We start from the raw sequence: 13,256 nt of genomic DNA, 5'->3' as shown, positions 1-13,256 counted from the left end.
GGCCTTTAGCCGACTTGACATACCAGGCGTATCCAAGAGGCAGAGAAGTGAGCCAGCTTGCACTTGCGGAGGAGGCAAGCTGGGCGAAACCAGAACCGAGTTGGTCGTCCGCTTTTGGCCGATAGCTGCCGCTTACTAACGACCATTTTCGACCGAGAGCGGACGCTCGGCCAACCGCTCTACCAACCTTACGAGATAACCGTCGGCATCCTGGACGATGAATTCTCGCTGGCCTACTTCTACATTTTCAGCCCGATACCAGGTGTCTTTGCATTCTCGATAGAGTGAAACACCAGCCTGATCAAGTTTTTGGATGACGGGGGCGACAGCTTCAATATCAATCTGTAGGTTCATGCCTCTTCCAAACGGCCTGCTCAACGGCGCCGTCAGCCATTGACCCGCGTGCGAATCAATCTGCTCAAGCATTACTTGAGCCCCATTCAAATCAAGGTATGCAAACCCATCTTCCGGGCGTTGATAAGCTACTTTGAACCCCAGGCAGGAAACCCAAAACGCCAAGCTGCTCTGCAGGTTGGTAACCATTAACTCCGGAACCAGTTTGTTACGTTCGAACATGAGATGACTTCCATTCCACAAGGCCCATTTTTGCAGGCGGACAGGTGTCAGTATCCAACCAATGCGCCGCGATTCAAATGTGGGAGGGGGCTTGCTCTCGATAGCGGCGGGTCAGCCAACATCAATGTTTGCTGGGCTGACGTCTTCGCGGGCAAGCCCCCTCCCACATTTGGATCGTAGAGTATCAGTTAGATAGCGGTCGGCTGTCAGGCTCCAAGGAGAGCAAGCTTACTCCCCTATCGCAGCAGCCCCGATAGCAAAATACGAAAGCTGGCGATTGCTTGCGTCGATGCCAGGTGTGGATCAGCCGAACTAGCGATCCACAGAGACGCATTCAAGGCTGCGCCGTTGACGAGGTAGGCAGTCGCCTGTGCATCCACGGGTTTGACGACGTTCTGATCGATCAACACCTGAATGCTGTGCATGGTGCTGGCAAGGCACGCGCTTTGGCTGGCGGCCCGCGCCGGATCGCCAAGAACCGCAGGGCCATCCAGCAGCACGATACGTTGAATTTCCGGTTCAAGTGCAAGCTTGATCCACTCGACGCACTCCTCAACGAAACCCTCCCACGGCGTATCTGCTGTTTCCACGACTGCACGTAGGCGCGCCGAGGATTCTTCGTCTATCTGGGCAATCACGGCTTCCAGCAGGCCTTTCTTGCCACCGAAGTGGTGATAGAGCGCGCCGCGTGTCAGTTCGGCATCCGCTGTCAGATCCTCCATGGCAGTTTCGGCGTAGCCCTTCTCTGCAAAGGCTTTGCGGCCTGCCGCGATCAATTTGCTGCGCGTTGATGCAATCATATCTGCACGTTTTTGTCGCGCCATCAGGCTCTCCTTACTAAATCATGAATGCATTGACATGCAGAGCGTATGTTAATACATTAATCGCATACATTTTGTATGTGAGTGCGGCGGGAGCTGCCTACTGCATCATTTGATCAACCTAAGCGCGAGAATGTAATGACAAACCTATCGAATCAGCAGGTCGTATTGGCGGCGCGTCCAGATGGAGACTTGAAGCCATCCGACCTACGTCTTGAGGATGTAGCCGTACCGATACCTGGCGAGCGCGAAGTTCTGCTGGAAACCATTTACCTCTCCATTGACCCTTACATGCGCTGGTGGATGAGGGCTGAAAAGTCCTATAACGATCCTATCGAGATCGATCAGGTCATCGTCGGTGCTACGGTGTCCCGTGTGAGGGCGTCCCATCACCCCGATTGGCAAGTCGGTGCTTGGGTATTGGCTTTTTCCGGATGGAAACGCTTTGCTGTTTCAGACGGCAGCGACCTGCGTCGACTTGATCCAGACCTGGCGCCGCCTTCCACCGCACTGGGCGTGCTTGGAATGACTGGTTTCACGGCCTATGCGGGCTTGCGTAACATTGGCAAGCCCAAGCCGGGCGAAACCGTAGTGGTTGCGGCTGCCAGCGGCGCGGTCGGCTCTATGGTCGGACAAATCGCCCGTCTACGTGGTGCGCGAGCGGTAGGCATCACTACCGGGGCGCAGAAGCTCTCTTACGTGAAGGACGAACTGCATTTCGATGCAGTGGCCGATTACAACGCGCCAGACTTCGCGGAACAACTGGCCAAAGCCTGCCCGGGCGGGATTGACGTCTACTTTGAAAGTGTCGGCGGAAAAATCTGGGACGCCGTGCTGCCGCTCTTGAATACTTACGCTCGCGTACCTGTCTGCGGGGTAATTTCTCAATACGAGAAACCGTCCGGTGCCCAGGAACACACCGATCGCCTCTCCAACACGATGGCGCAAATTATGGGCAAGAGCCTGACCCTGCGTGGTTTCATCCAGACGGAATATGCGCAAGAGCAGCTAGCTGATTTTCTTGAGGAAGCGGGCCAGTGGATCGCCGATGGAAAATTGAGTTATCGCGAACAGATTACCCATGGATTGCATACGGCGCCGCAGGCTTTGATCGACCAACTCAAGGGACGTAACTTTGGCAAGACGATAGTCCAGGTGGGTGAGGCGTAAACCGGTATAGCTGGAACTCTGCCCATTTCATGCCTCTGTCCTGGCTCCACAGCACGGTGTGCAGGGGCAGGGGGCTTTGTGCACTGATGTGCTACCAGGGTGACGTCGCGGCCAAGCCTCTATAAACCCGAGAAGTGATCCGGCAACGGTGGCGGGGTTTAAATGAATATTCTCAGCAGCAAAACGAGCTCATATCAGGACAGGGATGTTATGAAACGATTTGAGATTCAACAGATCGCGCAGCTTCCACCACAGATCCTGGCGCTGGAAAAAGAGGCCGTTGGTGAAGGTTTCAGGTTCCTCACACGGCTGATTACCGAGTGGCAATCCGGGGTAAACCGCTTTGATGCCCCCGGCGAGTGCCTGATGGCGGCCTATGTGAACCAGCAACTGATAGGCATTGGAGGTCTGTCAGTTGATCCATACGCTGGAAGTAATGCGGCTAGACTGCGACGGGTATACGTCGCAGCTTCGTCAAGGGGGCAACATGTGGGACAGACGCTAGTGAAGGCGCTTGTTGCACGTGCCGCTCTCAGGTTTCAGATCGTGCGTCTTTGCACTGATACGTCTGAAGGAAACGCGTTTTATACGCACTGTGGTTTCAAGCGAACAGATGATGCCCACGCCACCCATATCATGTTGCTTGGGGACACCTGAGGCGGGCAGTTATCGGCCTGCGGTCATTCACCAGGCCGAGTAATTCACACCGGTGCATAGGGACATCGTTATGCTCTAAGCTTGTCTCTTTCCAGTCAGCCAGGAAACGTTAATGGGAATCCGAGGAAAAGACCGTCAAATCGACAACATCGAGTTCAATGTCGTCGACATATCCCGAAGCAAGGACTTTTATGCAAGCGCATTCGATTGGAGCTTCGTGGACTATGGCACGACATATTGCGAGTTCAGCGACGGTCGTATGACCGGTGGATTCACCACGGGAGAACCGGTGAGGCCGGGAGGCCCCTTAGTCATTCTGTATGCCGACGATCTAGACCGAACCGAACTCAGGCTCAAAGCAGCGGGCGCGACGATCAGCCGTGAGGTTTTCTCATTCCCAGGTGGACGCCGTTTTCACTTCATCGACCCAGATGGCTACGAGCTGGCGGTGTGGTCAGCTGATCCTGAGTCTTAAGCCCTCGACATCATTGTGCATCGGCGCAGTTGAACCGCACACGCCGGGAACGACCGACTGTGCCTGGAAGTCTACCTGTATCCAATCATGGGTAAGGTATAGGGCAATGGACAAGACAATCACCGTGGATCAACTGGCTACCACTGACCTTGGATCCATCAATGAGATCTGGCTCGGCAGCACGCATACCCAGCTATGCCTATGGCGTGGCGAACAAGTATTCACCCACGAAATGCTCAGCGAGGGCACCCACGATCAGAACGTGCGACGCCTGTGCTTGCAGTTGGTCAACCCTGATGATCAGGCCGCAGTGGCCAGCGTTGAGTTGATCGCGCGCGAACGGCTGGAAAAGATGGGGAAGAAGGGCGAGTTTTATCCGGCTGAAGAGGTGGATACTCATCGATAAGTGGGCCGCTCTTTAGACTTTCACGCAGGGCGGCGAGTCCGGTTGGTGTCTTTGGATTTCTGGTATTGCAGCGGGCTCATCGTGGTCACTGCCTTGAAGCGATGATGCACGATTCGCAGTAAGGGCTATTTCGGATGGCCTGCGGCAGGAAACGGACATGATTCGCGTCACCGTGGTGTGCCCGGGTGCGTCCGACTGCCAGCCCACATTGAGCTGTCATGGGCAGAGGGCGGGCTTTGTTCCGAGGCCGTCGTTCATGAACGGCTGCTCTTGTCCGATTGCTGCAAGTTACTGAGGGCAGCAACCGGCCAAAAGCGGTCATTTGGCGATGTCTCAGGATTTAGAACAGAGATTATTCAAAAGAGGGGTGGGAACTTCGTTGGGTGTTGCATTAGTGGCGTCAATAACAGAGCTCGAACCCGCTGTCGAGAGTACCAGTTTCGGATATGTGATAACTATCGCGCAAAAGAAAATAAACGCTACAATTAAAAAAGTTACAAACCAAGCAGCTTTATCTAAGACTTTAGATTTTGGTTTTGCCTCCATTGTTTTATAGAGCCATATGAAATTGTATCCAGCGAGCATTATAATCACCACTAAAGCGGCCCAGGTAAAAGCGACAACAAAAAATCGGTGATCATAGGTTAACGCCGCCATTGCTTGCATTGTCGGAAGCGCCACAAGCATAGCAAGGCATAACGCCAGGTTTTTAAGGCCGTCAAAAAGAGTTTTAATGTCAACGATAAATGGCTTGCTGAAGAATGGCTCTACCTTGCGTATTACGAGGTTTTTTTTGATGATCAGAAAGTCTGCGCTGTTAACTTTGTTGACTTTTTCTCCCGTGTCTAAAAAATATGTTTTTTGCGAGGTGATAACCGTCTGTTCGCCTTGGCCTCTTGGCTCTTTAGTTTCCTTGGTTTTTTCAATGACGATGTAGGCTTCTTTTGATTTGGTTTTGGCTTTAAAGCGGTCGGTCTCAATAGCAGCTGTCATTTTGGTCTTCGCGTGTCAGGTTAGCAAGATGATATCGAATTGGCATTATAGGTGTTTAGGCTCTTATTTCCATATCCGCATTTGCTATTCTTTGATTCAATCCCACGGAAGTGAAGTTCAAACGCGGCTGCCGCCCGGCGTGACGGGTACATCGCCAATTATCAGTAAAGCGTGCGCAACCCGGCGAATTGCGGTATCGATATCGTGTGCTACAACTTCACGCCGGCGCTGGATTGGACCCGCACTGACCTTGCCTGGGCTTGGCTGATGGCGGTTGGGCGCTGTGCTTCGATCAAATCGCGTTTGCTGCTGCGCACCTCAGCCAGCCGCTTGATTGCAGCGTTGCAGCAGGATGAAGGAGTAATTCGATTGTGCTTCTACCCGACGCCTGTGTTTGCAGTGGGTTGACCCTGGCGTTCAAGCCCTGCGCGCAGTCAACAACACCGTCGCCGCCGCCGACAACAACGCCGCGCAGCAACGATTGAAGAGGCGCTTGCCACGTGGCTCGGCGAACCAGCGGCGCATATGCAGGCCCATATAGGCGTATGCGCTGATGGCGACCCATTCCAGGACCAGGAACATCGCGCCCAGCAGGGCGAATTGTGCGGTGATGGGTTGGCCTGGCACCACGAACTGGGGGAGGAAGGCGGTGAAGATCAGGATGGCTTTCGGATTGCCCGCTGCCACCAGAAACTCCTGCCTTGCCAGGGCCCACAAGCCCACCTTGTGTGTGGCAGTTTGCGCTTCCTTCTGCGGATCGGCCCCCCACAGTTGATACGCCAGATAAAACAGGTACGCCGCACCGAGCAACTTGATCCCGTAGAACAACAACTCCGACGTTTGCAGTACCACCGCCAACCCGGCGGAGGCGAGGGCGATCATGCCGGCGAAGGCCAGCAGGCGGCCGAGACCGGCCAGGCAGGAGGTGCGAAAGCCGTAGCGGGTGGCGTTACTCACCGACAGCAGGTTATTGGGGCCGGGCGCCATATTCAGGGCGAAGCAGGCGGGGAGGAAGAGGGCGAGGGTGGCGAGGTCCATGGCAGCTCCGAGTGGGTGGCAAAGGCATGAGCATAAGGCTACGCGGCGCGGTTGGACAATCCTCCCGTTGGCCCGGGGTCTTGTAATCTGGCTATGATGCTGCGACACCTATCACGGGCTTTCGAAACGGAGGAAACACCTTGCTGAGCATCGGTATCCTGGGCATCGGCGAATTGACTGAAAAAGTGGTGATCGGCCTGCGCCGTGGCGGTTTCAGTGGACGGGTGCTGCTGTCGCCACGCAACCATGAGCGCGCCCGGCAGTTGGGCAGGGCCTGGGCGGGTGAGGTTATGGCCGACAACCAAAGCGTGGTCGATCAGGCGGACCTGTTGTTCCTGGGGGTGCGCCCCGATGGGGTGGAAGGACTTTCCAGGGAGGTACGCCTCAAGCCAGGGCAAGCCCTGGTTTCCCTGGTCGCCCACAATCACCGCTGCTTCATTGCAGGACCTTTTACGTGTACGGGTAAGACGTTTCACTGATAGAATGCGATGAATTCTCATTAACATCTGTCTTATACCGTGCAACCTACTTCACCAGCCAATCGTCACGTGTCTCAATCCATAGGGCAACTCTACAGCCACCACCACGGTTGGCTGCAGGGTTGGTTGCGCAGGCGTTTGGGCAATGCGGCTGATGCGTCAGACCTGGCCCAGGATACGTTCGTGCGTTTGCTCAGCAGTGGGCCTGGCGAGCCGCTGAACTTCACAACTCCACGTGCGTATCTGGCCACTGTTGCCCATCGCCTGACCCTCAACCTCTACCGCCGCCGCTCACTGGAACAGGCCTACCTGGCTGCGCTGGCGCAAACCCCGGAAGACCTGGCGCCGTCGCTGGAACATCAGGCGCTGGTGCTTGAAGCCCTCGACGAGATCGACCAGGTACTTGCGCTCTTGCCGGCCAAAACCCGGCAAGCGTTCCTGATGTCACAACTGGAGGGGTATACGCAGGAAGAGATCGCCAGCCGGCTCGGTCTCAGCGTGCGTTCGGTACAGCGCTACCTTGCGCGGGCTCTGGAAGAGTGCATTGTGCTTGCCAGCCAGAGCGCGGCATGAATAACACGCCCATCGACCGGCGTATTGCCCGCGAAGCGGCCAACTGGTACGTGCGCTTGCAGAACAGCAACGCGTGCGCCGCCGAGCATGCCGCTGGCGCCGAGTGGCGGGCGCGGCATGCCGACCACGAACGGGCCTGGCAACTGGCCGAGCAGTTTTGCGGTCGAGCCCAGCAGCTTGCCGCACGTGCAGAGCGCGCAGCGCTTGAGCGCCCACGCGGCCTGGAGCGGCGGCAGGTGCTAAAGACTCTGGCGATGCTGATCGCTGCCGCTCCGCTGGGCCTTGCCGCCCATCGTGGGCTGCCATGGCGCGAGTGGCAGGCGGACGAGCGCACCGCCGCAGGCGAGCAGCGCACCCTGAACCTGCCGGATGGCGCGCAGATTCGCCTGAACACTGGCAGCGCGGTCGACATTGCCTACGACGACAGTGTTCGTCGCATACGTCTTATCGCCGGCGAGATGCTCTTTGAGATGCCCCATATGACTGCGGGGCGGCCGTTCATCGTCGACACCGCCGAAGCCCACATCGTCCTTTTCGGCAACCGCCTTATGGTGCGCCAATACCCGCAGCGCACTTACCTCGCCGCGCTGGACGGCACGGCCGTAGTGCGCCCGCGGATGTTACCCAGGGAGGAGGGCATGATGCGCCTGGCGGCCGATCGGCAGACCTACGTCAACAACCAGGCCGTGGAGCCTCCGATGGCACTGGCGCATAACCGTCTGGACTGGCTTGCCGGTGTGCTGCGCGCAGAAAAGATGCGCCTGGATGATTTCATCACTGAGTTGGATCGCTATCGTCCCGGCCTGCTGCGTTGCGATCCAGCCGTCGCCGGGTTGCTGATTTCCGGCACCTTCCAGTTGCGCGACACCGACCAGATTCTCCTGGCTCTCAGCCAGACACTGCCGGTAAGCGTCCTTTACCGCACGCCCTATTGGGTGACTGTCACCACGCGTAGAAACGCATAAATAAGCGTGTCGTGTTTTTGTCGAGCTACGTGTCCCTCTCATAACAACATCACTTTCATGGGCGGGGATGAACACATGGCGACGACGCTGGGCATGCAACCATTGGCGCGGGCGGTACACGCGGCCGCGCTGGGCCTGATCATTGCTGGCGGCGGCCTGACTTGCGCTACGCTGCTGGCCGCCGAGCAGGGCGCGCAGCAGAGCCGGGCCTACCAGGTGCCGGCCGGCAACCTGAGCAGTGCACTCTCTACCTTTGCCAGCCAGGCGGGTATTACGCTGCCGATCGAGCCTGGGATGGTAGAAGGTCTGCGCAGCCCTGGCCTGCATGCCGCCACCAGCGTGGACGGTGGCCTGCAGCAACTGCTCCAGGGCACCGGCCTGCAAGCCTCGGCGCAGGGTAATGGTCTCTACGTGTTGACACCGCAGGTGGCGGATTCAGCCCTCGAGCTGGGCGCGACCAGCATCACCGGCCAAGGTCTGACAGCCACGACCGAAAACAGCGGCTCCTACACCACCGGAACTATGCAGACTGCCACCAAACTGCCCTTGAGCCTGCGCGAAACGCCGCAATCGGTCAGCGTGGTGACGCGCAAGCGCATGGATGACAAAGCCATGACCAGCATCAGCGACGTGGTCAAAAGTGCTCCGGGGCTTTTCCTGAATAACTCCGGCGGTGCTGGACGGCCGACGTTCAGCTCACGGGGTTTTGACGTCGATAACGTCATGTACGACGGTTTTCCCACCAGCTTCCTCACCTATCTGCCCAGCGGCGAGGCCAACCTGGCGATGTATGACCGAGTGGAGATCGTGCGCGGCCCCAACGGACTGGCCCAGGGCGCCGGCAGCCCTGCGGGCGCCATCAATCTGGTGCGCAAGCGTCCGACCCCTCAATTTCAGGGCACGTTCACCGCCAGTGCCGGCAGTTGGGATGATTACTCCGGTACGCTGGATGTTGGTGGGCCGCTCAATAACAGCGGCACCCTGCGTGCGCGTACCGTGGTTTCACGGCAGGACGCCAAGAGTTTCCGCGACTCGGTAGAGAGTGATAATGATCTGTTCTACGGCGTGGTCGACGCCGACCTGAGTGAAACGACTACCCTGACTCTGGGCGGTTACCGGCAAAAGAGCCACACCAACTATATCTGGGGCGGATTGCCCATGGTCCGTGGTGGCGGTCATCTTGGACTGCCCCGCGACACTTTCCTGGGACAGGACTGGGAATACTCGGACAATCGCACCACCGGCTATTTCGCTACCCTGGAGCAAGGTTTACCCAACGACTGGACGCTGCGTGCGGCCGCCATGCAGTCCAAGACCGACACCGACGTGCTGGCCTCTTCGATCTGGGAATACAACCGTCGGTATCTTTGGACGGAGGCCATGGAACAGAAGGAAACCGGCTACGACCTGGCGCTCAGCGGCCCCTTCCAATTGCTCGGTCAACAGCATGACCTGACCCTGGGCGTCAGCAAGCGCAAGCTGGATTATCGCTCCGGCAAAGCCTGGAGCGCCTACACCGATGCTGGTATCAACCCTTTCACATGGGACCCACGTGGGCATGCCAAGCCGGATTACGTCAGAGGCAGTAATGGCCTTCCCGAAACCACCACCCAGGACAGCGTGTATGCCAGTACCCGTCTGCGCTTGACTGAGCCGCTCTCGCTGATCCTTGGTGGTCGTGTCGACTGGTATGAGTTTGACGACAGCGCAAACAGTGAAAGCAACTACAAGGTCACGCGCAATTTGACGCGCTACGCCGGCCTGGTCTACGACCTGGATACCCATCACTCGGTGTATGTCAGCTACACCGATATTTTCAAGCCGCAGAGCGAAAAAGGCGTCGATGCAAAAGCGCTCGTTCCTGTCGTGGGTGAGAACTATGAAGTGGGTATTAAAGGCGAATATTTTGACGGCGCATTGAATGCCAGCATGGCGGTTTTCCAGATTGACCAGAAGAATCGCGCCCAAGAACTGCCTGACATCAAAGGCTGTGGCTCGGGCCCGGCCAGCGCCTGTTATGAAGCTGCCGGCCTGGTACGCAGTCGCGGTATTGATATGGAAATCCAGGGCGCCCTCACCGATAACTGGCAATTGGCGGGTGGCTACACCTACACCCAGACCCAATACGTCAGCGATGCCAACGCGGCGCGCGAGGGCGAAGATTTCGATCGCAAGAAGCCGCGCCAACTGTTCAAACTCTCGACCATCTACACCTTGCCCGGTGAGCTGCAGCGTTGGCGCGTTGGGGGCGATGTCTACCAGCAAAGCCGCATCCGCACCTCGGGAGGCGCCGGTGCCACAGCCTGGAAAAACGAACAGGGCTCGTACACCGTGGTCGGTCTGGTAGCAGGCTACAAGGCCAGCGATCAATTGGACCTGCAGCTGAACGTCAACAACCTGTTCGACCGTGTGTACTACAGCAGCGTGGCCGATGGCGCCTATAACCCGTACGACATTTATGGCGACCCACGTAATTTGAAATTGACAGCGCGCTACAGTTTCTAGTGAAGCGCTCTTATCGCCCGATCAAGCCCTTAACCCCGTGGGGGGCTTACCGGTCGAGGGGAAGCCTCACGCTAAAGACTGTGCCCTGTTCTGCATCCGAGCTGACTTCGATGGAGCCGGCATGGGATGCGACGATTTCCGAAGCAATGAAGAGGCCCAAGCCCAATCCTTCTGCGGAGCCGAGATCGATTGCCGAGCGCTGTGAGAAACGGCCCATGGGGTTGAATATGAAGGGCAGCACGTCCTCGGGGATCGCCTCGCCATTGTTGTGTACGGTGAATACCGCGCAATCCTCCAAGGTTCCCAGCTCGACCTTGATAGGGCGTGTGGTATCCCCATGCTGTACCGCGTTGCTGATAATGTTGGAGAAGACTTGTTCCATTCTGGCGCCATCAAATTTGCCTGAAACCGCAGCCTTCACGTCGAACATGACATTGGCCTCAGGATGAAACGCCTGGATTTCTTCCACCACCCGCTGGCACAGCGGGGCGAGATCAATATCCGCGGTTTTTACCGGGATGCCCGGGCCCATCTGGCAGCGTGTCAGGTCAAGCAGGTCGCCCACAATCTGGCTCGCTCGGCGCACGCTGGTGTACATCTGGTTGGCGATTTTGTTGTCCCGGGCGCCGATGCCCTTTGAACGCCTGAGCACGTCGGCTCCCAGCAGGATCGCGCCCAACGGCGTGCGCAGGTCATGGCCGAGTATGCCCAGGAACACATTGCGTGACGCTTCGACCGCACGTGAATAGCTGGCGATGGACTCGGCGAGCGCCTGATCGATGGCCTCGTGGAACCGGGTCATGTCGTCGACATTGATTGGCGTGCCCTCGCTGACCTGCCTCATCCATTGGCTGACGACACTGGTTCTGAGTGCACGGTATTCCGAGACCATTTGATCAATCGTGAAACCGGCCATCAGGCGCGTGATTGCGTGGGTTTCAGCGGCGGTTTCCTGGTCATCGGCCGGAATCAGCCCTTGGGCCTTGGCGGTTTGCTCTCGCTTGGTCTGCGTGGTGCGCAAGTCGCTCACGATTGCCCGCAACATCTGCTCGGCATGATCGCGCAGCGCCACGCTATCGAGGTCCCCGCCCGGCGTCTTGATGGTTCTGGCGAAATCTTCCCAGGCTTGCAGGATCGGTTCGAGGTGCTCAAGGATGAAGTCGGGCAGGCGCATGTCTGGAGTCCTGGTAGGAGGCGAGGCGGGCAGAAAAGCGAGGCTGCGCAGGTAAGCATGAATGTCGGCAGTGTAGGAGGTTGTCGGTTGCTTTAATAGCTCGACCGGTGGCGTGCACTCTAGCCGCGGTCCAACTGTGGGAGGAGGCTTGCCTCCGATGGCGGCCTGACAGCCGACCTTGTGTAGATACCTATGGCCATCGGGGGCAAGCCCCCTCCCAGATTTTGACCCTCGTGTGTCTGGAGCTCTACTTAAGAATGAAACCTGCGCCCCAGCGCATCCAGCCGCACCGCAATCGGCGGCAGGCGTTCGCTGCTGCGGGCGAGGGTCTCGACGTCGTCGGCGGTGTTCCGGGCGATGGTTTGCACAGACTGCAAGCGCTCGACAATTTCCAGGTTCGCCGAGCTCTGCTCGCGGGTGGTGGTGACGATATGGCCGTTGAGTTGATCGATGTGGGCAATGTCCTGGCCCACGGCGTGAAGCATGTCCACCGCCAACTGGCTATCTTCCACACAGCGCTCAACGCCTTCGCGGCTGGCGTGCATGGCTTCGACGGCCTGGCGGCTGCCCTGTTGCAGGCCCTCGATGATGGTCTTGATTTCCTGGGTGGACAGGGCAGTGCGCTGGGCCAGGCTGCGCACTTCATCGGCCACCACGGCAAAGCCCCGGCCCTGCTCGCCGGCGCGGGCGGCTTCGATGGCGGCGTTGAGGGCCAACAGGTTGGTCTGGTTGGCGATGCTGCTGATCACTTCCAGCACCGAGCCGATTTGCTCGGCCTGCACGGCCAGGGATTGCACGGTGGATTCGGTGTCGTTGATGCGTGACGCCAATTGGCTGATTTCATACTGGGCGCGACCGACGCTTTCCTGACCGCGGACAATCTGCTGGCTGGCCTGGCTTGCGTGTTCCACCGCTTGTTCGACCTGCACCGTGATGTGACCGGTGGCGGCTTCCAGGCGCTGCATCGAACCGGTCATCTCGCCGATCTGCGCCAGTTGATGGTGCGCGCCTTTTTCCAGGGTGCCGCTGGCGGTGGCCAGTTCCTGGCCGAGTTGCCCCAGGCCGTGGGAATCGCGGGCAACGCCATCGATGAGGTGGGTGAGCTGTTGCAGGAAGTGGTCGAAACGCGTGGCCAGGGAGACTCGCGACTTGCCTTCGCCTTTGGCCGATTCCACGGTGAGCTGCGAGGTGACGGCGAGCATCTTCTCGAGCATTTCCTGGCTCTCGACCGCTTCGGCCTGGCTGTGCACCGCCAGGTAGAGCAGGGCGACGGTTTCCATCACCACGTAGAACGCATGAACGAAGATCATCGTCCAGCCGCCGTGATGCTCCATCACAAACACCGGAAAACCCTGATGCTGCAACGCGTGGAACACCAGGTGATGCGCGGCGATGGTCAGCGCCGCCACCAGGATCGGCAGCCA

Annotated in this window: 12 protein-coding genes and 4 pseudogenes; 10 read left to right on the top strand and 6 right to left on the bottom strand. The window is 58.2% G+C overall.

The genetic code is table 11. From position 1 onward, the window contains the following. Positions 1 to 135: 135 nt before the first annotated feature. Positions 136 to 576 carry a bleomycin resistance protein gene (locus TU73_RS13575; RefSeq protein ID WP_057012654.1) on the bottom strand — a complete coding sequence of 147 codons (441 nt, stop codon included), beginning with the start codon at positions 574 to 576 and terminating at the stop codon, positions 136 to 138. Between the two features lie 236 nt (positions 577 to 812). After that, a complete protein-coding gene (locus TU73_RS13570; RefSeq protein WP_057012653.1) occupies positions 813 to 1,400 on the bottom strand; it encodes a TetR/AcrR family transcriptional regulator in 588 nt (195 codons plus the stop codon). Positions 1,401 to 1,535: 135 nt separating this feature from the next. On the opposite strand from TU73_RS13570, the gene TU73_RS13565 reads away from it, so the two are divergent. The 5 genes and pseudogenes from TU73_RS13565 to TU73_RS29350 form a co-directional block, all read left to right on the top strand. Next, a complete protein-coding gene (locus TU73_RS13565) occupies positions 1,536 to 2,567 on the top strand; it encodes an NADP-dependent oxidoreductase (protein ID WP_057012652.1) in 1,032 nt (343 codons plus the stop codon). A 210-nt stretch (positions 2,568 to 2,777) separates the two neighbouring features. After that, positions 2,778 to 3,224 carry a GNAT family N-acetyltransferase gene (locus tag TU73_RS13560; RefSeq protein ID WP_057012736.1) on the top strand — a complete coding sequence of 149 codons (447 nt, stop codon included), beginning with the start codon at positions 2,778 to 2,780 and terminating at the stop codon, positions 3,222 to 3,224. Between the two features lie 112 nt (positions 3,225 to 3,336). Then, the gene (locus tag TU73_RS13555) at positions 3,337 to 3,699 is read left to right on the top strand and encodes a VOC family protein (RefSeq protein ID WP_057012651.1); all 363 of its coding nucleotides are present in this window, start codon (positions 3,337 to 3,339) and stop codon (positions 3,697 to 3,699) included. A gap of 106 nt (positions 3,700 to 3,805) precedes the next feature. After that, positions 3,806 to 4,105, top strand: coding sequence for a hypothetical protein (locus TU73_RS13550; RefSeq protein WP_057012650.1), 300 nt, complete (start codon positions 3,806 to 3,808; stop codon positions 4,103 to 4,105). A gap of 109 nt (positions 4,106 to 4,214) precedes the next feature. Further along, positions 4,215 to 4,307: pseudogene (locus TU73_RS29350) on the top strand (oxidoreductase); the annotation flags it as partial. A gap of 131 nt (positions 4,308 to 4,438) precedes the next feature. On the opposite strand, the gene TU73_RS13545 reads toward TU73_RS29350, so the two are convergent. Next, the gene (locus TU73_RS13545) at positions 4,439 to 5,098 is read right to left on the bottom strand and encodes a hypothetical protein (RefSeq protein ID WP_057012649.1); all 660 of its coding nucleotides are present in this window, start codon (positions 5,096 to 5,098) and stop codon (positions 4,439 to 4,441) included. Positions 5,099 to 5,214: 116 nt separating this feature from the next. Here TU73_RS13545 and TU73_RS28335 point away from each other — a divergent pair. Beyond that, a pseudogene (locus tag TU73_RS28335) lies at positions 5,215 to 5,418 on the top strand (mannonate dehydratase); the annotation flags it as partial. Positions 5,419 to 5,515: 97 nt separating this feature from the next. Here TU73_RS28335 and TU73_RS13535 read toward each other — a convergent pair. After that, entirely contained in the window at positions 5,516 to 6,136 is a 621-nt protein-coding gene (locus TU73_RS13535; RefSeq protein ID WP_057012647.1) for a LysE family translocator, read from the bottom strand. Between the two features lie 140 nt (positions 6,137 to 6,276). Between TU73_RS13535 and TU73_RS13530 the strand changes: the two are divergent. The 4 genes and pseudogenes from TU73_RS13530 to TU73_RS13515 all read left to right on the top strand — a co-directional run. Beyond that, positions 6,277 to 6,555, top strand: a pseudogene (locus TU73_RS13530) (NAD(P)-binding domain-containing protein); the annotation flags it as partial. A 99-nt stretch (positions 6,556 to 6,654) separates the two neighbouring features. Beyond that, a complete protein-coding gene (locus TU73_RS13525) occupies positions 6,655 to 7,188 on the top strand; it encodes a sigma-70 family RNA polymerase sigma factor (RefSeq protein ID WP_057012646.1) in 534 nt (177 codons plus the stop codon). Then, positions 7,185 to 8,153: a FecR family protein gene (locus TU73_RS13520; protein WP_057012645.1), complete on the top strand. Its 969-nt coding sequence runs from the start codon at positions 7,185 to 7,187 to the stop codon at positions 8,151 to 8,153. Before TU73_RS13525 ends, TU73_RS13520 begins: the two co-directional genes overlap by 4 nt. A gap of 75 nt (positions 8,154 to 8,228) precedes the next feature. Beyond that, a complete protein-coding gene (locus TU73_RS13515) occupies positions 8,229 to 10,658 on the top strand; it encodes a TonB-dependent siderophore receptor (protein ID WP_082642611.1) in 2,430 nt (809 codons plus the stop codon). A gap of 46 nt (positions 10,659 to 10,704) precedes the next feature. On the opposite strand, the gene TU73_RS13510 is transcribed toward TU73_RS13515, so the two are convergent. Continuing rightward, complete coding sequence (locus TU73_RS13510) at positions 10,705 to 11,832, bottom strand: sensor histidine kinase (protein WP_057012644.1); 1,128 nt, start codon at positions 11,830 to 11,832, stop codon at positions 10,705 to 10,707. A 251-nt stretch (positions 11,833 to 12,083) separates the two neighbouring features. Next, positions 12,084 to 12,599: pseudogene (locus tag TU73_RS29630) on the bottom strand (methyl-accepting chemotaxis protein); the annotation flags it as partial. Between the last annotated feature and the right edge of the window lie 657 nt (positions 12,600 to 13,256).

Origin of the sequence: Pseudomonas libanensis, from assembly GCF_001439685.1 — a bacterium.
GTDB classification, from domain to species: Bacteria; Pseudomonadota; Gammaproteobacteria; order Pseudomonadales; family Pseudomonadaceae; genus Aquipseudomonas; species Aquipseudomonas libanensis.
Note: the sequence above shows the minus strand (reverse complement) of the source record. Positions and strands in the feature narration are given on the sequence as shown.

Bases quoted from the DNA above. Each gene is read 5' to 3' on its own strand.
- TU73_RS13565 (WP_057012652.1), top strand. From the start codon at position 1,536: ATGACAAACCTATCGAATCAGCAGGTCGTATTGGCGGCGCGTCCAGAT.
- TU73_RS13545 (WP_057012649.1), bottom strand. From the start codon at position 5,098: ATGACAGCTGCTATTGAGACCGACCGCTTTAAAGCCAAAACCAAATCA.
- TU73_RS13550 (WP_057012650.1), top strand. From the start codon at position 3,806: ATGGACAAGACAATCACCGTGGATCAACTGGCTACCACTGACCTTGGA.
- TU73_RS13555 (WP_057012651.1), top strand. From the start codon at position 3,337: ATGGGAATCCGAGGAAAAGACCGTCAAATCGACAACATCGAGTTCAAT.
- TU73_RS13560 (WP_057012736.1), top strand. From the start codon at position 2,778: ATGAAACGATTTGAGATTCAACAGATCGCGCAGCTTCCACCACAGATC.
- TU73_RS13535 (WP_057012647.1), bottom strand. From the start codon at position 6,136: ATGGACCTCGCCACCCTCGCCCTCTTCCTCCCCGCCTGCTTCGCCCTG.
- TU73_RS13570 (WP_057012653.1), bottom strand. From the start codon at position 1,400: ATGGCGCGACAAAAACGTGCAGATATGATTGCATCAACGCGCAGCAAA.
- TU73_RS13515 (WP_082642611.1), top strand. From the start codon at position 8,229: ATGGCGACGACGCTGGGCATGCAACCATTGGCGCGGGCGGTACACGCG.
- TU73_RS13520 (WP_057012645.1), top strand. From the start codon at position 7,185: ATGAATAACACGCCCATCGACCGGCGTATTGCCCGCGAAGCGGCCAAC.
- TU73_RS13510 (WP_057012644.1), bottom strand. From the start codon at position 11,832: ATGCGCCTGCCCGACTTCATCCTTGAGCACCTCGAACCGATCCTGCAA.
- TU73_RS13575 (WP_057012654.1), bottom strand. From the start codon at position 576: ATGTTCGAACGTAACAAACTGGTTCCGGAGTTAATGGTTACCAACCTG.